Source organism: Aminobacter sp. AP02, assembly GCF_003148805.1.
Lineage (GTDB): Bacteria > Pseudomonadota > Alphaproteobacteria > Rhizobiales > Rhizobiaceae > Aminobacter.
Window position 1 is genome coordinate 128,447 of record NZ_QGGX01000001.1, and the last position, 21,544, is coordinate 149,990.

Consider the following 21,544-nt stretch of genomic DNA (forward strand, 5'->3'; position numbering starts at 1 on the left):
CCCCAAAACTCCATGGTGTTCGCACGCGGCGTACGCAAATCCTTCGGTGCCGTCGAGGTGCTGAAAGGCATCGACCTCAACGTGCCCACAGGGTCTGTCGCCTGCGTCATCGGCCCGTCAGGCTCGGGCAAGAGCACCTTCCTGCGTTGCATCAACCATCTTGAAGAGGTCAGTGGTGGAGTGCTCCTGGTCGACGGCGAGTTCGTCGGCTACGACCTGCGCCACGGCAAGCTCCACGAGGTCAACAACAAGCTGTTGTGCCAGCGCCGCGCCGACATCGGCATGGTATTCCAGTCGTTCAACCTGTTCTCGCACATGACTGCGCTCGAAAACCTGATAGAGGCGCCGATCATGGTGAAGGGCATGTCCAAGGCGGAAGCCAAGGACAAGGCCTACGCGTTGCTTGAACGCGTCGGGCTTTCCGCCAAGGCTGACTCTTATCCACGCCAGCTATCGGGCGGACAGCAACAACGCGTGGCCATTGCCCGCGCGCTTGCGATGAACCCGAAGGTACTTCTGTTCGACGAGCCGACGTCGGCCCTCGATCCCGAACTTGTCGGTGAAGTTCTGGTCGTCATGCGCGACCTTGCCGAAAGCGGCATGACGATGGTGGTCGTCACTCATGAGATCGGATTTGCCCGCGAGGTCGGCGACCAACTGATCTTCATGGATCGCGGCGTGGTCGAAGAACGCGGCGAACCCAGGGAAATGATCGCCAATCCGCAATCGCCGCGCACGCGGGAATTCCTGTCGCACGTTTTGTGATACCCGTGTTGGACAAGGGTGAAGAGGGCGCTCACAGGGCCCGCGCGGCAGGTCTTGCCGCCTCTATGGCTCCGCTGCCAACTGCGAGCGGGACCACGACCGGCTTTGCTGCAACGCCTTAGTTGAGACGCACAGAGGAACGGCGCACTGCCGATCAGGCGGCGCCGATTCGTGCTGCAGGACAGCCGATACCCAGCCACTCAGAACGGGTAGTGACGGTGGCCGCTTTGGATCGTGATCCAGCGCAGCTCGGTGAACTCGGCAATCGCCGCCTTGCCTCCGAAACGGCCGTAGCCCGATGCCTTGACGCCGCCGAAGGGCATCTGCGCCTCGTCATGAACCGTTGGACCGTTGATGTGGCAGATGCCGCTTTCGACGCGCGCGGCGACTTCCATCGCACGGCCTATGTCGCGGCCGAAGACCGCCGCCGACAGTCCGTATTCGCTGTCGTTGGCGACGCGCACCGCCTCGTCGACGCCGCTGACGCGGATCACCGAGACGATCGGGCCGAACGACTCGTCGCTGTAGACGCGCATGGCCGAGGTGACGTTGTCGATGACTGTTGCCTGCATCACCGTCTCGCTGGAATCGCCGCCGGCGACCACGGTCGCGCCCTTGGAGGTGGCATCGGCCACCAGTTCGTGGATGCGCTTGACCGCCTCGATGTTGACCACGGAGCCGAGGATGGTGCCCGGTATGCGCGGATCGCCGGCCTTGAGCGTCTTCGCCTTGGCCGCGAGCTTGGCCACGAACGCGTCGGCCACCGCGTCGTCGACGATCAGGCGCTCGGTGGACATGCAGATCTGGCCCTGGTTCATGAAGGCGCCGAAGGCGGCGGCGTTGACCGCCTCGTCGATGTCGGCGTCGTCGAGCACCAGCAACGGCGCCTTGCCGCCGAGCTCCAGCAACGCCGGCTTGAGGTGGCGTGCGGCGGTCTCGGCGACGATGCGGCCGACGCGGGTCGAACCGGTGAAATTGACCCGGCGCACGGCCGGATGCGCGATCAGCGCGTTGACGATCTCAGGCGCGTCGTCCGGCGCGTTGGTGATGAAGGAGACCACGCCGGCCGGCAGTCCGGCATCCTTCAGCACCTCGGCAATGAGCTGGTGCGTCGCCGGGCAGAGTTCCGAAGCCTTGAGCACCACGGTGTTGCCGCAGGCCAGCGGCATGGCGATGGAGCGCACTCCAAGGATGACGGGTGCGTTCCACGGCGCGATGGCGAGGATGACGCCGACCGGCTGGCGGATGCCCATGGCGAAGCTGCCGGGGATGTCGGAAGGGATGACCTCGCCGGAAATCTGGGTGGTCATCGAGCCCGCCTCGCGCAGCATGTTGGCGGCGAGGTGGGCGTTGAAGCCGGCCCAGCCGGGCGTGGCACCGGTTTCGGCTCCCATGCGGGCGATGAAGTCGGGCGTGCGCGCCTCGAGCAGGTCGGCCGCCTTGAGCAGGTACTTGCGGCGTTCGCCGGGACCGGTCTTCGACCAGGCCGGGAAGGCGGCTGCCGCCGCGGCCACGGCCGCGCGCGCATCCGCCAACGAGGCCGCGGCCGCGGTCGTGGCATCGCCCTTGGTCAGCGGGTCCTTGCGGCTGAACACCCGGCCGTCGCTAGCGTCGCGATACTGATTGTCGATCATCAGCTGGACATTGAACATGGAGCTTTCCTTCCTTCAGATTTCGTTCTGATTGGCGGTGTTTAGTCCGAGATAGGCGCGCTGGACGGCGGGATCGGCGCGCAGGTCTGCCGCCGTGCCCCCACCGACCACGCGACCGTTCTCGATGAGATAGCCGCGGTCGGCGATCTTCAGGCTGGCTCGCGTGTTCTGTTCGACGAGCAATATGCCGATGCCCTCGTCGGCGACGCGGCGCAGCGTCGCGAAAAGCTGCTGCGTCACGACCGGTGCCAGCCCCAGCGACGGCTCGTCGAGCAGCACGAAGTCGGGCGAAGACATCAGCGCACGTCCGATGGCGAGCATCTGCTGCTCGCCGCCGCTCATGGTGCGGGCGACCTGCGAGCGGCGTTCGGCGAGACGGGGGAACATCGCAAGCACCTTGGCGAGGCGATCTGCCTCGCCGGCGCGGGCGCGGCGGGCGAAGGCGCCGAGTTCCAGGTTCTCGGCGACGGTGAGGTCGCCGAACAGGCCGCGCCCCTCGGGCACCAGTGAGAGCCCCGCCTCGACGATCTCGTGCGGCCTCAGCGTCGAAAGCTCGGCTCCGGCGAGCGTCACCCGCGCGCCCTTAGCCGTGGCGACCAGCCCCGCCAGCGCCTTGAGCAGGCTTGACTTGCCGGCGCCGTTGGAGCCCAGCACGGCGACGATCTCGCCGCGATGCGCGTCGATGGCGATGTCGCGCAGCGCCTGGTGGCGGCCGTAGGCGACCGAAAGCGACCTGACGGAGAGAGCGGTCCGCTCAGTCATCTTCCTCTCCCAGATAGGCTGCGATCACCGCCGGATCGGACATGACGGCCGTCGTCTCGCCTTCGGCGACGATGGCGCCGGCATTCATCACCACGCAGCGTTCGCAGAGCTGGCGGATGGCCGACATGACATGCTCGACCATCAGCACCGTGACGCCCTCCTGCGAGAGCGAGCGGATCAGGGCGATGCCGCCGTCGAGTTCGCTGGCGTTGAGGCCCGCGAGCCATTCGTCGAGCAGCAGGAGCCGCGGCGACAGGGCGAGCGCGCGGGCGAGTTCGAGCCGCTTCTGGTCGACATAGGTGAGTTCGGCGGCCTGCGCCTCGGCGCGTCCGCCAAGGCCGACGCGCTCGAGCAGGCGGTCGGCTTCGTTCGCGGCTGCCTGTCCCCAGAGCGGCCGGTCGCGGAAGGCAAGGCCGGCGACCACGTTCTCCCGAGCGGTCATGTCGTTGATGACGCGAACCAGTTGGAAGGTGCGGGCGATGCCGCCGCGGGCGATCAGGTGCGGCCGCCGACCGGTGATGTCCTTGCCGACCAGCCGGACGGTGCCTGCGTCGGGTTTGAGGTTGCCGGAAATCAGGTTCATCATCGTCGTCTTGCCGGAGCCGTTCGGCCCCAGCAGGCCCGTCACCTCGCCGGCGGCGACAGTGAAGCCGGCTTCGCGCACCGCCGTCAGGCCGCCGAAGCGCTTGGTGAGGCCAGAGACTTGCAGCAGCGTGGTCATGGCCGCGCCTCCGCCGAATGTGCCTTTCGGTCGGTTTCGGGCTCGGGTTTCGTGCGGGATCGGCTTAGCTTGCCGATGGCGCCGGCCACGCCCTGCGGCAGGAGATAGACGATCAGCATGAACACGATGCCCAGGATCAGCAGGTAGTGGTTGGGAAAGTTGGCGTTGAGCCAGTCGAACAGCAGCGTCAGCGGGATGACGCCGAGCAGCGGGCCCCACAGCCGCTGGACGCCGCCGAGCAGCGCCATGATGACGGTCTGGAAGGAAATCTGCGGATTGAAGGCGATCGCCGGGTCGATATAGGTCCAGCGCGGCGCCATGATCGCGCCGGTGAGCGTCATGAACAGCGCGCTCAGCACGAACAGCATCAGCTTGGCGCGGGTGGTGTCGATGCCGACATGGCGCGCCACCGTCTCGTCGCCGCCGATGACGCGGAGCGCAAAGCCGAGCCGCGACCGGCCGATCAGGTAGCCGGTCAGGTAGAGAATGGCGGCGAGGCCAAGCAGTTGCCAGTAGATCATCGACTGGTCGGTATCGAGGAAGACGTAGCGGCCCACCGTGTTGGTCACCTTCACCTCGTACCAGGTCACGACCTGGCGGATGAGTTCGGTCAGCCCGAAGGAGAAGATGACGAAATAGATGCCGGCGAGCCTGAGCGTGGAAAGGCCGACCACGAATGCAAGCAGCGTGCCGTTGACGGCGGCGGCAAGAACGACGATCGGCCATGGCAGCACTTCGCCCAGCACCGCGACCGTATAGGCGCCGACGCCGAAGAAGGCGACGGTTGCAAGCGAGATATAGCGGGTAGGGCCGGAGAACAGCGCCCAGGCGGTGGCGAGGATCGCGTAGTTGGCGATGGCGATGGCCAGCGACATGCCGTAGCCGTCGGCGACGAAGGGCACCAGCGCGAGCGCGGCGAAGACAGCCGCGCCGGCGGCGATGACGAGAGCGGGACGGGCGGTCATCGGGCGCGCGCTCCAAACAGGCCGTTCGGCCTGAGAAGCAGCACCGCGAGGAAAATCGCATAGGTGACGGCAATCGTCAGGCCGGGATCGACATAGGTTGCGACAAAGGATTCGGCGAGGCCCAGGATCAGGCCGGCCGCCAGCGCGCCGGCGATGTTGCCCACCCCGCCCATGATGACGACGATCAGCGCCTTCATCGTGAAGACCACGCCGATATTGGCGTTGAAGGTGAGGAACATCGAGACGAGCACGCCACCGGTCGCGGCGATGGCGCCGCCGAGGGCGAAGGCCGCGGCCGCTGCCCAGCGCACGTCGATCGCCACGAGACCCGCGGCTACCGGATCGACGGCGACTGCGCGCATGGCCGTCCCGCTTCGGGTGTGCATCAGGAAGCTCCATGCCGCCAGTGCAACTGCCAGCGCCACAGCAAGCACGATCAGCCTATTTGCGGCGATGGTGGTGCCGAGCAGTTCGACCGGCGTGTTGAAGTAGGAATAGCTCGAATAGTCGCCGCCGAAGAGCGCCAGCATGATGCCCTGGACGATGAACAGCATGCCGAAAGTGGCGAGGATGCTGTCGACTTCGAGTGCGCCACGATTGGGTGCGCGGCGGACGAGCGGCGTGAGCAGGATGCGGTAGATCAGCCACGACACCGCGAAGCCGGCGGGCGCGACGACCAGCAGCGCGAGCAGCGGCGAGATCCCCATGGACGTGAACAGGATCAGCGCGGCAAAGCAGGCGGCGATGACGAACTCGCCATAGGCGAGGTTCATGATCCGCGACACGCCGTATTGCAGCGTCAGCCCCATGGCGACGAGCGCGTAGGTGCCGCCCATCGTCAGGCCGGAAAGGAAGGCGTTTGTGAACATCGGTTCTTCAGCTTGTTTCGCGCGGGGGTCGTGCCGGAACAGTCCCGGCACGACGTGGCGCTATCAGGACGGCTTACTGCGCAGGCCAGGCCGGCTTCGGGAAGACGAGCTGGCTGGCGCCGTGATGTTCGTGCGGGACGAGGCCCACGAACTCGCCGTTCTGCCACTGGCCGACGGTGAAGATGTTCGGCACCTGGCGGCTCTCGTTGTCGAAGGAGATCTGGCCCAGCACGGTGTCGAAAGTCCCGGTGCGCAGCACCTCGTTGACCTTGGCCTTGTCGAGCGTGCCGGCCTTTTCGATCGCCTGCTGCAGCGCCTGCAGGCCGGCATAGGTCATGAAGCTCGCCCAGCGGTCGGGTTCCTTGCCGACGGCGGCAGTGTGCCGGGCGATGTAGTCCTTGACCTTGGGGTCGCTTGGGTCGATGCCGCCGAGGCTGACCACGCCTTCGGCCGCGGCGCCGAACTTGGCCTTGTAGAGCGGGAAGGCAGTGGCGACACCGGTGTAGAAGACCTTCGGATTGAAGCCCAGCACGCGTGCCTGGTCGGTCAGGCCGAGCGTGTCCGGCGGATAGGAGAAGGCCACGAATACGTCGGGATTGAGCGCCTTCACCTCGTTGACGATGGGGGCCAGGTCCTGGGTACCGAGCGGGTAGGTCTTGTCGTAGACGAGCTTGAACTTGTTGGCCTCCAGCGCCGCCCGACCGGCCTTTGCCAGTTCGATGCCGAAACCGTCGGCGATCGATGCCATGGCAACGTCGTCGCCGATCTTGCCTTCGCTGCGCAGCTTGACGAGCAGTTCGACCAGCCCTTCGGCGTAGGAACCGCCGGTTCCGAGCAGCCAGTAGGAATTCGGCCAGCGCGCCGCGAGCTTCGGGGCCATGTCCGTCACCGAGGTGCCGGCGATCTGCGGATAGCCGTACTTGTCGAAGATCGGACCGACGGCGAGGTTGTTGGCCGTGCCCCATGGCGTCAGGATGAAATCGACTTTGTCCTGGGTGGCAAGGCGCTCGACGGAGCGCACGGCCTCTTCGGAGATGGAGCGGTCGTCATATTCCACGACCTCGATCTTGAGCTGCTTGTTGCCGACCTTGATGCCGCCGGCTTCGTTCACTTCCTTCACCCAGAGCTCGTAATTGGGGATGGTCGTGGTCGTCGCGCCGCCGGCGTTCGGGCCGGTCTTGGAGACGGCGTAGCCGATGCGGATGCTCTCTTGCGCCGCTGCGGGCGCGATTGCTGCAATCCCGAGCGTCGCGGCGCACAGCGCCGGCCCGAGATGCCGTTTTAGAATATGTCTCATTGCTTCCTCCCAATAAGGTACCGCAAGACGCGATACATCGTTGCCGCACGCACCTGGGGCGCGAGCCGGCTTGGCTGCGATGTCTTAGGTAACTCCTCCACCCTGGAAGCGTGCAGGCCTCGCCTGCTCGATCGCCTCGGCGACCCGCGCAGCGAAATCTGCGCACTTCCATGACTAGACGCTAACGCCGCATACACATGTAGTAAAGTTGCTCGAATTACCGTTTATGGATATTTTCTTGTCAATTTCGGTGAAGCGGAGCGATTCTACGCCGTGTTCCAGTCGACGCCACTTTCGCTGCTCGCACATGCCGACAAGTTGAAGCCGACGATTGCCGCAACCGACTGGCGGCTCGACACACCGCGACATGGGGGCCAGAGCCATGCCCTTGTGATGGCGGAGGGGAGCGCCACTTTGTTGCTCGCCACCGGCCAGCTTCGCGCGGCCGCTCCCGCCCTGGTCTGGATGCCCCCTGGTGCCGCGCACCGGATCAGCCTGGCGTCGGGCAGTTCGGGCACGGTGCTTTCGCTTTCCGAAAACCTGGTGTCGTTGGCGATAGGCCGTGGCGGGCAGGCGTCGTCGCTGCGCGCGACCGCCGACCGCCTTGTCCTCGCCGAGCGTCTTAAGGATGGCGACGTGCAGCTGGACGCTCTGGCAACGGCCGCCGAGACCATCCATCACGAGGTTCGAAACCCTCGAGAGGGCGGTGTCGAGTTGGTCGCGGCCTGCACGTCCATCATCCTGGTGACGGCGCTCAGGCTATCGCCCCAGCCGCCGATGGCGCGTGCGACGGACTGGTCGCCGCCGCAGCTGTTGCAGCGCTTCATGCAGATGGTCGAGGTCCATTTTCGCGAGCAATATGCCATCCGCCGCTATGCCGACGAACTCGGCGTCACCGAGCGCCGCCTGCACGATACGGTGGTCAAGGCCACGGGCCGCAGCCCGCTCGCCCTTGTCCATTCCCGCATGGTCGAGGAAGCCCAGGAGCGCCTGAGCAAGTCGTCCTTGCCCATTGCCCAGATCGGCTATGGGCTGGGTTTTCGCGATCCCGCCCACTTCACCCGGTTCTTCGTTCGCACGGTAGGCACGTCGCCGCGGCGTTATCGCGCCGACCTACGCAGCGCCCGCCTGCCCGAAACCTTCGCTGCCTGGCCCTGAGGCGAGCGCTGTCGGCGTATGGCGCGCCCACCTTGTTATCATGCTGTAAAACTTGTCGCCCTGCCGACGGTGTTTGCTCCCGTCAATTGACAGGATAATGTGTATACAGTATTGGATTGACACGAGAGCAGACTTGCGCTGCCTTGTCAGTTCCGTTCTGGCCGTGCCTGGGCGGACATCCGCGCCCAGGAGATCCAGATGGCCAATCCGGCAGTTTCGCTCGACGACAAGTATCTGCTGGACGATGGCCGCATCTTCGTGACCGGCACGCAAGCGCTGGTGCGCCTGCCGATGGTGCAGCACAGGCTCGACCGTGCCGCTGGTCTCGACACGGCGGGCTTCGTCACCGGCTATCGCGGTTCGCCCTTGGGCGGCATCGACCAGGCATTCGCTCAGGCGCGCAAGTTTGCCGAAGCCAATGAAATCCGTTTCCAGACCGGGCTCAACGAAGACATCGCCGCGACCGCGATCCTCGGCACCCAGCAGATCAACCTAATGGAAAAAGCCAACAAGCAGGGCGTCTTTGCCATGTGGTACGGCAAGGGGCCTGGCGTCGACCGTTCGGGCGACGCCTTTCGGCATGGCAATCTTGCCGGTTCGGCCCCGCATGGCGGCGTGCTCCTGCTTGCCGGCGACGATCACACCTGCAAGTCTTCGACCACCTCGCACCAGAGCGAATTTGCGCTGATGGACGCGATGATCCCGGTGCTCAATCCGGCAGGCGTGCAGGAAATCCTGGACTTCGGGCTCGCCGGCTGGGCGCTGTCGCGCTATTCCGGCTGCTGGAGCGCGCTCAAGCTGATTGCAGAGACGGTTGACTCCTCCGCTTCGATCGTCGTCGCCAGCGACCGCATCGCTTTCAACGCGCCCGTGGACTTTGAGATGCCGGCTGGCGGGCTTGGCATCCGTTGGCCTGACAGCCCGCAGGAACAGGAGCGGCGGCTACACAATTTCAAGCTGCCGGCGGCGCTCGCTTTTGCCCGCGCCAACCGCTTCGACCGGGTTGCGCTTGGCGGCCCACGCCGCCGTCTCGGCATCGTGACTACTGGCAAGTCCTATCTCGACGTGCGTCAGGCGCTTGACGAACTCGGCATCACCGAAAAGCGCGCCATCGAGCTTGGCCTGTCGATCTACAAGGTCGGCATGGTTTGGCCGCTGGAGCCCGAGGGCATCGCAGCCTTTGCTTCGGGACTCGAAGAGCTTTTGATCGTGGAGGAAAAGCGTCCGTTGATCGAGGGCCAGGTCAAGGACATCCTCTACAACATGCCGGCCGAGCGGCGGCCGCGCATCTTCGGCAAGCGCGACGGCGAAAACCGCATCGTCTTGCCAGCGCATGACGACCTCACCGCGATCCAGATCGCCCGGGCGATTGCCGCGCGCATCCTGCCCTTCGTCGAAGACCGGGACCTGATCGAGCGCATCGGCAAGCTGTCCGACGTCGATGCCGCCAAGCTCGCCAGCCTCGCGCCAGTGCAGCGCACGCCGTATTTCTGCTCGGGCTGCCCGCACAACACCTCGACGCGTGTGCCCGAGGGCAGCCGCGCGCTGGCCGGCATCGGCTGCCACTGGATGTCACAGGCGATGGACCGCAACACCGCGACCTATACGCATATGGGCGGGGAGGGGGCCAACTGGATCGGCCAGGCGCCATATGTGCCGACGCGCCATATCTTCCAGAACCTCGGCGACGGCACCTATTTCCACTCGGGCCTGCTCGCCATCCGCGCGGCGGTCGCAGCCAAGGTCAACATCACCTACAAGATCCTCTTCAACGACGCGACGGCGATGACCGGCGGCCAGCGCCATGACGGCACGCTCAATCCGCAGCGCATCACGCACCAGCTTCGTTCGGAAGGCGTCGAGCGCATAGCTGTGGTTTCCGACGACATCGAGAAATACCATGGGCAGGAGCCGTTCGCGGCCAATGTTTCGATCCACCACCGCGATGAGTTGGATGCCGTGCAGCGCGAATTGCGCGAGGTCGAAGGCGTGTCTGGCATCGTCTACGACCAGACCTGTGCCGCCGAGAAGCGCCGCCGCCGCAAGCGCGATCCCAAGCCGCGCGTCGAGCGCCGCGTCATCATCAACGAACTGGTCTGCGAAGGCTGCGGCGACTGCTCGAAGAAGTCGAACTGCCTGTCGGTGACCCCTGTCGACACCGAATTCGGACGCAAGCGCCGCATCGACCAGTCGTCCTGCAACGAGGATTTTTCCTGCGTCAAAGGCTTCTGCCCGTCCTTCGTGACGGTGGAAGGCGTGAAGCCGCGCCGGCCAAGGAACGTCGACCCCAAGGCGATCGCCGCGCGGCCTATCGCCGAGCCAACGCCATTCGAACTCACAGCGCCGTGGAACGTGCTGGTCACCGGCGTAGGCGGCACCGGCGTCATCACCATCGGCGCGATCCTGGCCATGGCCGCGCATCTCGAAGGCAAGGGCTGCTCGACGCTCGACATGGCCGGCATGGCGCAAAAGGGCGGTCCGGTGACGACCCATCTGCGTTTTGCGCCGACGCCCGACGACCTCCATGCGGTGCGCATCTCATCGCGTTCGGCCGATGTCGTGCTTGGCTGCGACCTTGTCGTTGCCGCCGGCAAGGAAGCGCTCGGCGCCATCGCCAACGGCAAGACCCGCGTAGTGCTGAACTCGGAGGAAACGATCACCGGCGCCTTCATCCGCGACCCCAACTTCCGCGTCCAGGGTATTGGGCTCGCCGGCGTGGTCAGGGATGTCGCCGGCGCGGATCAGGTCGAAACCATTGCCGCCACGCAGATCGCCACACAGCTTCTGGGCGACTCGATTGGAACCAATCTGTTCATGGTCGGCTATGCCTGGCAGCGCGGACTGATCCCACTATCGTCGGCAAGCATCGACAGGGCACTTGAGCTCAACGGTGCGGCGGTGGCGATGAACCGCACCGCCTTCCGCCTCGGCCGCCTTGCGGCTGCGGACCGCGCTGCGGTCGATGCATTGTTGCCCAAGACGCAAGCAAGCTCACCACTGGGGCATCGTGTCGCCTCGCAGACGCTGGACGAGGCCGTGTCGCGGCGCGTAGCTTTCCTCACCGCCTATCAAAGTGTGGCTTACGCTGGCGAATACCGAACCTTCGTCGACAAGGTGCGTGCCCGCGAAAAGTCCGTGGCGGGCACCGAAGGCAAGCTCTCCGACGCTGTCGCGCGTTATCTGTTCAAGCTAATGGCCTACAAGGACGAATATGAGGTGGCCCGGCTTTATTCCGATGGCACCTTCCGCAAGCAGCTGGCCGAAACCTTCGATGGCAAGGGCAAGCTGACTTTCCACCTTTCGCCACCGCTTTTGGCGAAGAAGGACCCCAATACAGGCGAACCCGCCAAGATGACCTTCGGTCCCTGGATGCTGAGCGCCTTTGGCCTGCTGGCAAAGTTCAAGCACCTGCGCGGCACCGCACTCGATCCTTTCGGCTACAGCGCAGAACGCCGTACTGAACGCGCACTGATCGTGGAGTATCGTGCCCGCGTTGAGCGCCTGCTCGTACAGCTGACGCCCGACAAGCTGACGACCGCCGTCGCGATTGCGGAAGTGCCAGAGGAAATCCGTGGTTACGGTCACGTCAAGGCGCGCAACCTCAAGCTGGCGCGCACGAAATGGGCATCGCTTGAACAGGCCCTCGACCAGCGCCCGCTGACGATCGCCGCCGAATAGTTTCGGCCGCGGTCCGATAGCGGCCAAGCAGGCTTCTATTCACCCTCCAGTTGCGCCCCATTCCGCGTCCGAACTGGGGTGCGGAGGCTGCTTGCGCGCTTGTGCATTGCAGCACGAAAGCTCCATGAAAAGCCCGCTAAACCGGGCTTTTCAGCTGCCGCGCAGACAAAATGCAAAGTGCATCATTATGTGTATTCACTTATAAAAAATTCTGTGTCTACATGTCATCAATAAAGAGGGGACCGGGCGCCACGTAGCGGCCCGGCCGACAACGAAACAAATGGAGATGAATATGCATAAAGCCCTATTGGCTGCCGCTTGTCTTGCGTTGAGCAGCCTGCCTGCCTTGGCCCAGGAAGTCGTCCTTGGCGCCGTGGTGCCGCTGTCCGGCGCGAGCGCGACGCTCGGCGACGACCAGCGCCGCGGCATCGAGCTCGCTGTCGACAAGATCAACGAACAGGGCGGTGTGCTCGGTGGCAAGAAGCTGCGTGTCATCGTTGAGGATTCCGGTGGCCGTGCGCCGTCGGCGCTTGATGCCGCAAAGAAACTCGTCACCGTCGACAATGTGCCGGTGGTGATCGGCGAGTACTCCTCCGGCATCACCATTCCGGTCGGTCAGTATCTGGTTCAGGAAGGCCGCGTGCATCTCAACATCGGCTCGTCGAGCGGCAAGATCCGTGGCCTCGGCGACGGCTCGTTTTCGCTGATCGGCCTGGATAACGTCTCCTCCGGCTTCGCCGCCCAGGACGTTGTCGACAATAAATGGAAGAAGGCGGCGGTGATTGTTCCGAACAACGCCTATGGCCAAGGCGTCGCCGAACAGTTCCAAAAGGCCTTTTCGGCACTTGGCGGTGAAGTTGTTACTACCGTCATGTACACCGAGGGCCAGACCACTTACCGCCGCGAGCTGCAGCAGATGGAGCGCAGCGAGCCCGACGTCTATGTCTACTCGGCCTATGGCAAGGAAGCCGCGACCATCAATCGCGAATCTTTCGAGCTCGGCATCAACTCGACGCCTTGGTATGCCATCTACCTGTCGATGTGCACCTCCGATGCCGACCCGAAGTTCGTCCAAGGCCAATATGGCCTCGACCTGAACTACATCGGCCCCGATGGCGCCGCTTATGAGGCTGCCTACAAGGCCAAGTACAACGAGCCCTTCAAGACCAGCTTCAACGGCTACGGCTACGACGCTGTCATGATGGCCGCTGCCGCAATCGAAAAGGCTGGATCGGCCGCGCCCAAGGCGATCAGTGCCGCGCTGAAGGAAATCGGCAACGGCTACAAGGGCGCCACGGGCGACATCACCTTCGATGCCGACCGCCAGCGGTCCAAGCAGCCTTATCTGAAGCTGAAGATCGAAGACGGCGTCCAGCAGCGCTGACGTCACGTCGCCCGGGCAGGCCGGCACCTGGCGCCAGGCCTGCCCCTTTTGCGCACTCGCCTTTCAGGCTGCGCCGAATTCCCCTTACGAGAAAAGAGTATGGTCCAGTTTGTCGTCGACGTTCTGATCCGCGCGGTCGACCTGGCGCTGATCGCCATCGGGTTGAGCAGCGTCTATTCGCTGATCCGCTTTCCCAATGTCGCACTTGTGCAATATGCGACGACCGGCGCACTTCTGGCGCTTGGCTTGCAGATGGCTGGCCTGCCCCTGGTGGTTGCCGCAATCGCTGCCTGCGCACTTGTCGGCATCATCGCGGTCGTGCTCAACGTCGTCGTTTTCGAGCGGTTGCTGCGTGCAGGCTCGGCCATTGCCATGGTCGGCTCGCTGGCACTTTCCATGGTGTTTTCGGCGATCTTCCTGGTCACGGCCGGACCCCGCCCCAAACGCTTCGAGCTGGAGATCAACCCGCCCCTGCGTTTCCTTGGCGCGCGGCTGACCGAGCACCAGCTGATCTCAGTCGGCATCAGCGCGCTCGCCATTGGCGTCTTTGCACTGATCCTCTTCCGCACCGACCTCGGTCGCTGCATGCGCGCCACCGCGACCAATTCCGTGCTTGCCAGCGCAACTGGCATCGACACACGCAAGGTCACCAACACCGTTGTCTTCCTGTCCGGCGTGATGGCGGCGCTTGGCGGCATCGGCCTGTCGGTCAAGGGCGAGATGAGTGCCCAGCTCGGCCTCGACATGCTGCTGCCGGTGTTTGCCGCAGCCATCCTCGGCGGCCTCGGCAACGCGCTTGGAGCCGCCGTCGGTGCCGTCGTCATCGCCGCGGCAGAGACGATGGTCACCAATGTCAATTTCGGGCCGCTCTTCGGTGAGTCGGTGTTGTTCATTCCCGCCGCATACGCAACCGCGGCATCCTTCCTGCTCCTCGTCGTGGTGCTGCTGATCAAGCCCTACGGCCTGTTTGTCTCGGAGGTGAAGCGTGTTTGAGTTCCTCATCCATGTCGCGATCATGGCCTGCCTTTATGGGCTGCTGTCGCTCAGCCTCAATCTGCAGGTCGGCTTTGGCGGGCTGGTCAACTTTGGCCAGGTAATCCTGTTTGGCTGTGGCACCTATGGTGCGGCCATCGCCTTCTCCCACCAGCTCGGCCCGGTCGCCGGCATCGCGCTTGGCATCGTCTTCGCCGTTGTTGTTGCGGCGGCCTTCGCCCGCCTCGGCCGCAATCTCGGCGCCGACTATTGGGGCATCGCCACGCTTGCTGTCGCGGAGGTACTGCGCATCCTCGCCAACAACGAGGCCTGGCTGACTGGCGGCGCGCAAGGCATAAGCGGTATCCCGCTGTTGTTTGGCGACATGCCGCGCCCCATGGGGCCGCTGATGACGCTCGGTCTGTGCCTGGTCTTGCTGCTCGCCGCCTGGTGGCTGTGCCAGCGCCTGACGACCAGCCGCTACGGGCTTGCCCTCAAGCTGATGCGCGAAGAACCGCAGCTTGCCGCCTCGCTCGGCTATGACCTCGCTGCACTCAAGACGCAGACCTTGATGGTCGCCGCCGTCCTGGCCGCCGCCTCGGGCTTCGTCTTCGCCCATTACATCACCTTCGTCGGTCCCGACCAGCTGGTCAGCTCCGAGACTTTCCTGATCTGGGCGATGGTCATCATCGGCGGCTCGGGCAACCATCTCGGCGCCATTGTCGGCGCGATCCTGATGCAGTTCCTGTTCGCCTTCGTGCCATTCGTGAAGGACGCGCTTGGCCTGCCGTCGGAATATGTCGCGGCCATGCGCCTGACGCTCGTCGGTGGCGGCCTGCTCGCCTTCCTGATGTGGCGCACCCAGGGCCTGATCCCCGAACGTATCGGAGGCAAACAAAATGGCTGAGGCTGTCCTGACCGCCGAGCGCGTCGCCAAGGCTTTCGGCGCCCACAAGGTGCTGAGTGACGTGCGTTTCCGTATCGGTGCCGACGAAATCGTCGGCCTGCTCGGGCCGAACGGCTCGGGCAAGTCGACCCTGCTCAACATCGTCTCCGGCTTTTCGCGCCCTGATGCCGGCGAAATCCTCTTCCTCGGCAAAAGCGTCGCCGGTATGCCTTCGCACAAGATTGCGCGACAAGGTCTGGTCCGCACCTTCCAGCTGCCGTCGATGCCGCACCGCATGAGCGTGCGCGAGGTACTGCGCGCCGGATCGCGCGACGGCGCAGGGCTGCTCCAGGCCTTCACGGGCAAAGGCAGCGACGATGCCGAGGCCGAAGAGCTGATCGAACAGTTCGCGCTCGCACCACTTGCCCACCAGCCGGCGAGCTCGCTATCGGGCGGCCAGAAGAAGCTGCTCTCCATTGCGGTCGCCTTGCGCAGCCGGCCGAAGCTGCTTTGCCTCGACGAGCCGACGGCGGGCGTTCATCCGCAGCTGCGCGGCCGCATGGTCGAGTTGCTCAAGGCGTTTAACAAGCGCGGCGTCGCCATGCTGGTAGTCGAACACGACATGCATTTCATCCGTGAACTTTGCGGCCGCTGTATCGTTCTCGATCGGGGCGAGATCATCGCCGACTGCGCCCCACGCGAGCTCACCGAAAACGAACGCGTCGTCGAGGCCTATCTCGGCAAGTCGGTCGCCAAGCAGAAGGTGTCGGCATGATCCGCGTCAACAAAGTGCGCGCCGGCTATGGCGATGGCCCCGACATCCTGCAGGGCATCGACCTTACGGCTTCAGGCGGTGAGATCGTCACCATTCTAGGGCCCAATGGCTGTGGCAAGTCCACGCTGCTCAAATGCATCGCCGGTTTCGTCAGGCCGCGCGGCGGCGCGGTCGAGATGGAAGGCCGTGACGTCAGCGCCGTTCCGGTGCACGAGAAGGTCAAGAACCACCGCATGGGCTTCGTGCCGCAGACCGACAATGTGTTTTCAACACTGACCGTTGCCGACAACATCCTGCTTGGTGCCCGCCATCTGCCGGTGGCCGAACGCAACGAGCGCTATGCCGAGTTGATGGCGCAATATCCTTCACTGGCCTCCAAGCAGGAGCGCAAGGCATCCGCTCTGTCAGGCGGCGAACGCCAGATCCTGTCGCTCGCCCGCGCCCTGATTTCCAACCCCAAAGTGCTGCTGCTCGACGAACCCTCGGCGGGTCTTTCGCCCTTGATGATGCATGAGGTTTTTGCCGCGATCGCCGAGATACGCGACCGCACCGGCATGTGCATCGTCATGGTCGAGCAGAATGCCTTCGAGGCTCTCGGCGTTGCCGACAGGGCCTATGTGCTGTCTCTTGGCAAGGTGGCGATCGAGGGCAGGGCAGCAGACCTGCTGGCCGATCCAGCGATGCGCCATCTCTACCTCGGCGGTGAGCCCCCGGCCGCCGAGGGAAAACCCCGGTTCGCTGCAGTCTGATGCAGCACCTCCCAGCATAGAAGGGCAGATCATGACCATCGCCGCACATCAGGCCGGCAAAGCCGGTCTTGTCTCCAACATCGAAAACATTCCGTTTGATACCGACAACGGTATTGGCCAGTCGGCCAACCTTGGCCTCCTGGTGCTGCGCACCGACCAGACGATCGAGGACGAGTTCCGTTTCGCCTTGCCCGAAGGCGTGGCGCTCTACGAAGCGCGCCTGCATTCACCGGTCGAGATCACGCCCGACAATCTGCGCAAGATGGAGGCCGATATCCCGGGCACCGTCGGCCTCTTGCCGGATGTGCGCTTCGACGTCATCGGTTTCGGTTGCACATCAGGCTCGTTGGTGATCGGCGAGGCCCAGATTGCCAGGCGGGTCAGGGAAGTCATGCCTGGGGTGGAAGTCACCGATCCGGTGACCGCCGCTCTCGCGGCCTTCAAGGCGATGGGCGCCAAGAAGATCGCGCTGCTGACGCCTTACATCGCCACCATCAACCACGCCTTGCGCGAAGCCTTCATGGCGCGCGGGCTCGAGATCCCTGTCATGGGCTCCTTCAACGAGCCGGACGACAATCTCGTCGCCCGCATCACCACCGAGGCGATCGAAAAGGCGATCCTCGACGTCGGCGCGTCGGAAGAGTGCGAGGCTGTGTTCGTCTCCTGCACCAGCCTGCGCGTCGCCCGCATCGCCGAACGGGTCGAGGTCAAGCTCGGCAAGCCGGTGACCTCGAGCAACCATGCCATGGCCTGGCATATGCTGCGCCTCGGTGGCTACGACAAGCCGATCGAAGGACTTGGCACGCTCTATCGCACGAAGCTGGCCGGCTGACTTTCCAACCTGCAAATCCGAGAGCCGCGGCGTCACCGCCGCGGCTCATCGTTTTCAGTTGCGTTGGGCGGTCAGTTGATCGTGGCGATGTTGCCCAGGCGCAGGAACAGTGTCTCGCCGGAGGAGTCGTCGACACCGTCATTGTCGGTGACGACGAAAGCCTCTCCAGCGGCATCAACAGCAAAGCCCTCGACCTTGTCGACGACATAGCCATTGGTCGCCGACTTGAGGTCTGGCAGCAGGTCACGCACAAGCGTCTTTTCTACCAGAGGTAGTTCGCCACCAAGCTTGGACGGCTTGAAGCCGTCGAGCGCCACCGCATAGACGCGCTTGTTCCTGGCTTCCTGGGCGATCAGATTGTCACGCTCGATGATGTACAGCTTGCCGTCCTGGGCTGATATCTCCGACAGGCCGACCCAGCCTTTTTCGGCAGCGTCGAGCGGGTAGCGCACCGCGGACCATTCCTTGTCCTTGGGCTTGTAGGCCAAAAGCTTGACCTGGCCCTTGGGATCGTCGGCCCATTCGCGCTGGATCGCCATGACGAGCGTCAAGTCGTCGCCTTCGCCAAGGGTGGTGATGCCTTCCAGACCGTAGCGGGTCTCATGAGTCAGGAGCTCGGCCGGGAAAGCAATCTCTTCCTTGATCTCACCCTTGGCGTTGACGTTGTAGATGGCGTGCGGGACGAGCTTGTCAGAGCGGCCTTCCGATGCCAGCCAGAAGCCGCCCTTGCCATCGGCGACGATACCTTCGAGATCGAGCTTCTGGGCAGGCTGGCCATCACGGGTGACGATGATCTTTTCCGTGATCAGGGCAGGGGTCTTGGTCGCGTCGATGGTGAAGATCGCCGGAGCCGAGCGGTAGACGGAGTCAGAAACGGCATAGAGCTTGCCGGCTTCCTTGGGATCGGCGACGAGACCCGAGAGCGCGCCCCAGCCGAGCGGCGTGCCGTCGTCCTTGAAGCTGGAGGTGATCTGCGGGTAGGCGGCTTGACCTTCGCCGAGTTCGTAGACCATGACATGCGAACGCGCGAGGCCGTCCTCCACGAGGTCGGTTTCGTTGGCGGTGACCAGAAGGTTGCGCTGGGGAATGGCGACAAGGCCTTCCGGGCCGATGCCCGAGGGCAGCAACTGGAGAAATTCAGGCTCGGCGCCGGTATCCTTGTAGACTCCGATCAGCGAGGCGCGCTCAGCCGCAACAAAGATCAGTTTCTGGTCGCCGAAGGATGCGAATTCGAGGCCTTCCGGCTCGACGCCCTTCTTGTTGCGGGCGTCGGAATAGTGGCCGGCGGCTGCTGCCTGGTATTCGAAGGACGGACCTGATTCATAGAGTTCCTCGCCAGCCTTGGAGAAGATGGTGAGGCCGCGCGCGCCGCCCTTGTAGTCGCCTTCATTGGCAACGACGAGACGGTCGTTGTCGAGCCACTTCACAGCATCGGGCTCGCGCGGAGCATTTTCGATCTTGCCGGTGAACGACAGCGCGCCGTCCTTCTTGGTATCGACGTTTTCGAGCGTTACGTCGCCGGCGGAGAAGTGCGAAACGATCTTGGCGGTTGCCGCATCAACGATGGCGACATGGTTGTTTTCTTGCAGCGTGACGGCGATCTGGCCAGCTTCGTTGAAGGCCACGAACTCCGGCTCGGGATCCTCCGGTGCGACAGTGGCGATTCCGGTCAGGTCGACGGTCTTGATCGAGGCGCAGTCTGGCACGCCGTCCGTCAGCGCCACGATCTTGAGGTTGCCGGCTGGCATCTGCGGCAGGGCACCATCGTTCAGCTCTTCGTCGCGCTCATTTTCGATAGCGATTGCCAGGAACATGCCGTCTGCGCTCAGCGTTACCGAGTCGGGCTGTCCGCCGAGGTCGCATGAGGCCTCGATCGCCTTGGAGGCGAGGTCGATGACGGTCAGGTTGCCCGACGGCTCCTGCTTGCTCTTGGAGGTGTTGATGCCGGTCAGGACTTTCTTGTTCGCGACGGCCACCGAGGTCGGCTCGCCGTCGATCTTGACGATGCCACCAGCCTTTGGTGCCTTCGGATCGGTGATGTCGATGAAACCAACCGCACCCAACGGGCTGTCGGAATAGACCAGCGTCATGCCGTCTTCGGTGGTCGCGATGATTTCCGACGAGGTCGGGGTCGCCGCATCGACATCAGCCGGCAAATTGGTGGCGACGGGGAAAATGGCAATGCGATTGAACACTTGGCCGGCATTTGCGGGGAAAGCAGCTGACGCGGCGAGCGCGGTCGTCAAAAGCAGGAGCTTGCGGGACATGGAAAACCTCTTTGCCTGAACGGAATTGCGAGCTTCGTTTGGGGCAACGAGATTTCAACGCGATGACAGCTTGATGATGGTTTCGTGACAGCTGTGGATAGCTTGGCCCTGCCAGGCGCTGCGCTTATTCGCAATCAAACGATAGAATCCACTAGGATGAAACTTAAATTCATGATATGAATATGTCGAACTCGGATTTTGGCCGCTCGTAGGGTCAGCATCCACGCACTCCGCAGGAAACAACCGAAACATGTGCTGGAGCCGCGCAAGCTTCAGGCAGGTGGCTTTTGACCGGCGATGACCATGAAAACTGCACCGAACCTACTCCATTTTCTTGCTCTAGCCGCCTGCCTGGCGGCGCGCTTGCTTTGTGCCGGCGATCTGCAGATGCCCGGCGTGCGCCGCGCCATGCAGACCATGGCGGGTGCAGGCCGTTCAGTCATCAGCGAGGACCTTGGCCAGCCAATTCAAGCATAGGTCCCCAAGGCTATCTCAACGTTGAGGCACCGCCGCGTGAGTTTGCGCCGTGATAAAGCGACATCCTCTATCGCTTTAGTTGCGCTTCAGGTTTAGTTGGTCGATGACCTACGATCTGACCGATTTGCCCCTCACCAGCCTCATCGGCCCAGCGATGCGGGCGAGCGAAGCGCTGGTGCGCCTCGACGAGCGTATCGCGCGTTCGCCGGTGGGACAGGGTTTTGTCGAGCGCGGTCATTTCACCGATGCCGTTTCGTCGCTGTGGCTCGATGGCGAACTGGTTCATATCGAAGACCTGGTTTTGCATGACGCTCATATGGACCTGCGCGCGCCGACGCACGAGCTTACGCGGGCGCATGAGATCCTGCGGCTCAGGCGGCAGATTTTTGCCAACAGGCCAAGCTGGGCGCTGGGTCGCGAGGGTCTTGCCACATTGTGCGGACGTGGCGCCGCACAAGTGGCGCCAAGGCCGCAATATCAAGAGGTGGCGCTGGGGGGCGAGGAAGATGAAGACGATGGCGACGATACGCTCAAGGCCGAAATGGCCGCGCTCGACGCGGCCCTCGACCGTGCCCAGGCGGTGCTCGAACGGACGCCCAGAGATGCAAAGCAGCCGGCCACGCGCGCCGTCATGACCGTGCGCCGGGGTGCGGATGACAAGAATCCGCTGATCTATGACGCCGACTGGGACGAGCCCGAGCGACTTGCGGCCTGGCAACGAGCGCTTTCCGAAAGCGAAGGCCTGCCGCCGCTACTGCGCGCTGCTGTCGCCTTCGATGCCTGGAGCGTGATTGCGCCGCTGCAGCATGCGCCCTGGCTCGGGCGCCTGCTCGTCGAAGCACTGCTGCGCGAAACCGCAACGACGACGGCGCACCTTGCGGCACTTTATTTCGGGGCGCGCATCATCCCGCGCGAGATCAGGCATTCGCGGGACCGCGCGATGCGGCTGGTGGCCTTTCTCGACGGCGTTTACGAAACCGCGAAGGCCGGAGCAAAGGAACACGACCGGCTGATCCTGGCCAAGACGCAGATGGACAGGCGGCTCAAAGGCCGGCGCTCGACATCGAAATTGCCTCAGTTGATAGACCTCGTGCTGTCGCGGCCACTGGTCTCCAGCGGCATGGTCGAAAAGGAACTTGGCGTGACGACGGCCGGCGCGCTCAACCTGATCGGCGAACTCGACCTGCGCGAGATCACCGGCAGGGGCAGGTACCGTGCCTGGGGTATCATGTGAGTGGCTTGCAGCCAGCCTGCGGCGGTGGGACGCGGGTCGCTTAAATCGCTGGCGCTGGCGTCCAAATGAACCGATGCTTTCATCGGCCGCTTGAGATGCGG

Annotated in this window: 18 protein-coding genes; 11 read left to right on the forward strand and 7 right to left on the reverse strand. The window is 64.0% G+C overall.

The genetic code is table 11. The features are described from left to right. Positions 1–12: 12 nt before the first annotated feature. On the forward strand, positions 13–765 hold the full coding sequence (locus C8K44_RS00555) for an amino acid ABC transporter ATP-binding protein (RefSeq protein WP_199226986.1): 753 nt from the start codon (positions 13–15) through the stop codon (positions 763–765). Positions 766–965: 200 nt separating this feature from the next. Here the strand turns inward: C8K44_RS00555 and C8K44_RS00560 are convergent, their stop codons facing one another. The 6 genes from C8K44_RS00560 to C8K44_RS00585 all read right to left on the reverse strand — a co-directional run bounded on the left by C8K44_RS00560 (position 966) and on the right by C8K44_RS00585 (position 7,031). Then, the gene (locus C8K44_RS00560) at positions 966–2,417 is read right to left on the reverse strand and encodes an aldehyde dehydrogenase (protein ID WP_109573804.1); all 1,452 of its coding nucleotides are present in this window, start codon (positions 2,415–2,417) and stop codon (positions 966–968) included. 15 nt (positions 2,418–2,432) lie between these two features. Then, positions 2,433–3,179 carry an ABC transporter ATP-binding protein gene (locus C8K44_RS00565; RefSeq protein WP_109573805.1) on the reverse strand — a complete coding sequence of 249 codons (747 nt, stop codon included), beginning with the start codon at positions 3,177–3,179 and terminating at the stop codon, positions 2,433–2,435. Then, a complete protein-coding gene (locus C8K44_RS00570) occupies positions 3,172–3,900 on the reverse strand; it encodes an ABC transporter ATP-binding protein (protein WP_109573806.1) in 729 nt (242 codons plus the stop codon). Before C8K44_RS00570 ends, C8K44_RS00565 begins: the two co-directional genes overlap by 8 nt. Next, positions 3,897–4,865, reverse strand: coding sequence for a branched-chain amino acid ABC transporter permease (locus C8K44_RS00575; protein WP_109573807.1), 969 nt, complete (start codon positions 4,863–4,865; stop codon positions 3,897–3,899). The genes C8K44_RS00570 and C8K44_RS00575 overlap by 4 nt, the downstream gene beginning before the upstream one ends. Continuing rightward, on the reverse strand, positions 4,862–5,734 hold the full coding sequence (locus C8K44_RS00580) for a branched-chain amino acid ABC transporter permease (protein WP_109573808.1): 873 nt from the start codon (positions 5,732–5,734) through the stop codon (positions 4,862–4,864). The genes C8K44_RS00575 and C8K44_RS00580 overlap by 4 nt, the downstream gene beginning before the upstream one ends. Positions 5,735–5,807: 73 nt before the next feature. Next, complete coding sequence (locus C8K44_RS00585) at positions 5,808–7,031, reverse strand: amino acid ABC transporter substrate-binding protein (protein WP_109573809.1); 1,224 nt, start codon at positions 7,029–7,031, stop codon at positions 5,808–5,810. A 273-nt stretch (positions 7,032–7,304) separates the two neighbouring features. On the opposite strand from C8K44_RS00585, the gene C8K44_RS00590 reads away from it, so the two are divergent. From C8K44_RS00590 to C8K44_RS00625, 8 genes are all read left to right on the forward strand, one after another. Then, positions 7,305–8,189, forward strand: a complete 885-nt coding sequence (locus C8K44_RS00590; protein ID WP_109573810.1) for a helix-turn-helix domain-containing protein — start codon at positions 7,305–7,307, stop codon at positions 8,187–8,189. A 198-nt stretch (positions 8,190–8,387) separates the two neighbouring features. Next, entirely contained in the window at positions 8,388–11,867 is a 3,480-nt protein-coding gene (locus C8K44_RS00595) for an indolepyruvate ferredoxin oxidoreductase family protein (protein ID WP_109573811.1), read from the forward strand. A 292-nt stretch (positions 11,868–12,159) separates the two neighbouring features. Beyond that, entirely contained in the window at positions 12,160–13,251 is a 1,092-nt protein-coding gene (locus C8K44_RS00600) for an ABC transporter substrate-binding protein (RefSeq protein WP_109574046.1), read from the forward strand. 99 nt (positions 13,252–13,350) lie between these two features. Continuing rightward, positions 13,351–14,244, forward strand: a complete 894-nt coding sequence (locus C8K44_RS00605; protein WP_109573812.1) for a branched-chain amino acid ABC transporter permease — start codon at positions 13,351–13,353, stop codon at positions 14,242–14,244. Next, positions 14,237–15,130: a branched-chain amino acid ABC transporter permease gene (locus C8K44_RS00610; protein WP_109573813.1), complete on the forward strand. Its 894-nt coding sequence runs from the start codon at positions 14,237–14,239 to the stop codon at positions 15,128–15,130. Before C8K44_RS00605 ends, C8K44_RS00610 begins: the two co-directional genes overlap by 8 nt. Then, a complete protein-coding gene (locus tag C8K44_RS00615) occupies positions 15,123–15,884 on the forward strand; it encodes an ABC transporter ATP-binding protein (RefSeq protein WP_109573814.1) in 762 nt (253 codons plus the stop codon). The genes C8K44_RS00610 and C8K44_RS00615 overlap by 8 nt, the downstream gene beginning before the upstream one ends. After that, positions 15,881–16,633: an ABC transporter ATP-binding protein gene (locus tag C8K44_RS00620; protein ID WP_109573815.1), complete on the forward strand. Its 753-nt coding sequence runs from the start codon at positions 15,881–15,883 to the stop codon at positions 16,631–16,633. The genes C8K44_RS00615 and C8K44_RS00620 overlap by 4 nt, the downstream gene beginning before the upstream one ends. A 31-nt stretch (positions 16,634–16,664) precedes the next feature. Next, the gene (locus C8K44_RS00625) at positions 16,665–17,465 is read left to right on the forward strand and encodes an aspartate/glutamate racemase family protein (RefSeq protein WP_109573816.1); all 801 of its coding nucleotides are present in this window, start codon (positions 16,665–16,667) and stop codon (positions 17,463–17,465) included. A 71-nt stretch (positions 17,466–17,536) separates the two neighbouring features. Here C8K44_RS00625 and C8K44_RS00630 read toward each other — a convergent pair whose 3' ends face one another. Continuing rightward, on the reverse strand, positions 17,537–19,732 hold the full coding sequence (locus C8K44_RS00630) for an esterase-like activity of phytase family protein (protein WP_109573817.1): 2,196 nt from the start codon (positions 19,730–19,732) through the stop codon (positions 17,537–17,539). Between the two features lie 303 nt (positions 19,733–20,035). On the opposite strand from C8K44_RS00630, the gene C8K44_RS27650 reads away from it, so the two are divergent. Next, a complete protein-coding gene (locus tag C8K44_RS27650) occupies positions 20,036–20,209 on the forward strand; it encodes a hypothetical protein (RefSeq protein ID WP_199226976.1) in 174 nt (57 codons plus the stop codon). Positions 20,210–20,312: 103 nt separating this feature from the next. After that, positions 20,313–21,443 (forward strand): RHE_PE00001 family protein, encoded by a 1,131-nt coding sequence (locus C8K44_RS00640; protein WP_109573819.1) that lies wholly within the window; start codon positions 20,313–20,315, stop codon positions 21,441–21,443. Positions 21,444–21,544: the final 101 nt, after the last annotated feature.

What these genes read in the sequence shown, in the direction of transcription:
- C8K44_RS00555 (WP_199226986.1), top strand. Translation starts at nt 13, where the DNA reads ATGGTGTTCGCACGCGGCGTACGCAAATCCTTCGGTGCCGTCGAGGTG.
- C8K44_RS00560 (WP_109573804.1), bottom strand. Translation starts at nt 2,417, where the DNA reads ATGTTCAATGTCCAGCTGATGATCGACAATCAGTATCGCGACGCTAGC.
- C8K44_RS00565 (WP_109573805.1), bottom strand. Translation starts at nt 3,179, where the DNA reads ATGACTGAGCGGACCGCTCTCTCCGTCAGGTCGCTTTCGGTCGCCTAC.
- C8K44_RS00570 (WP_109573806.1), bottom strand. Translation starts at nt 3,900, where the DNA reads ATGACCACGCTGCTGCAAGTCTCTGGCCTCACCAAGCGCTTCGGCGGC.
- C8K44_RS00575 (WP_109573807.1), bottom strand. Translation starts at nt 4,865, where the DNA reads ATGACCGCCCGTCCCGCTCTCGTCATCGCCGCCGGCGCGGCTGTCTTC.
- C8K44_RS00580 (WP_109573808.1), bottom strand. Translation starts at nt 5,734, where the DNA reads ATGTTCACAAACGCCTTCCTTTCCGGCCTGACGATGGGCGGCACCTAC.
- C8K44_RS00585 (WP_109573809.1), bottom strand. Translation starts at nt 7,031, where the DNA reads ATGAGACATATTCTAAAACGGCATCTCGGGCCGGCGCTGTGCGCCGCG.
- C8K44_RS00595 (WP_109573811.1), top strand. Translation starts at nt 8,388, where the DNA reads ATGGCCAATCCGGCAGTTTCGCTCGACGACAAGTATCTGCTGGACGAT.
- C8K44_RS00600 (WP_109574046.1), top strand. Translation starts at nt 12,160, where the DNA reads ATGCATAAAGCCCTATTGGCTGCCGCTTGTCTTGCGTTGAGCAGCCTG.
- C8K44_RS00605 (WP_109573812.1), top strand. Translation starts at nt 13,351, where the DNA reads ATGGTCCAGTTTGTCGTCGACGTTCTGATCCGCGCGGTCGACCTGGCG.
- C8K44_RS00615 (WP_109573814.1), top strand. Translation starts at nt 15,123, where the DNA reads ATGGCTGAGGCTGTCCTGACCGCCGAGCGCGTCGCCAAGGCTTTCGGC.
- C8K44_RS00620 (WP_109573815.1), top strand. Translation starts at nt 15,881, where the DNA reads ATGATCCGCGTCAACAAAGTGCGCGCCGGCTATGGCGATGGCCCCGAC.
- C8K44_RS00625 (WP_109573816.1), top strand. Translation starts at nt 16,665, where the DNA reads ATGACCATCGCCGCACATCAGGCCGGCAAAGCCGGTCTTGTCTCCAAC.
- C8K44_RS00630 (WP_109573817.1), bottom strand. Translation starts at nt 19,732, where the DNA reads ATGTCCCGCAAGCTCCTGCTTTTGACGACCGCGCTCGCCGCGTCAGCT.
- C8K44_RS27650 (WP_199226976.1), top strand. Translation starts at nt 20,036, where the DNA reads ATGAAAACTGCACCGAACCTACTCCATTTTCTTGCTCTAGCCGCCTGC.
- C8K44_RS00640 (WP_109573819.1), top strand. Translation starts at nt 20,313, where the DNA reads ATGACCTACGATCTGACCGATTTGCCCCTCACCAGCCTCATCGGCCCA.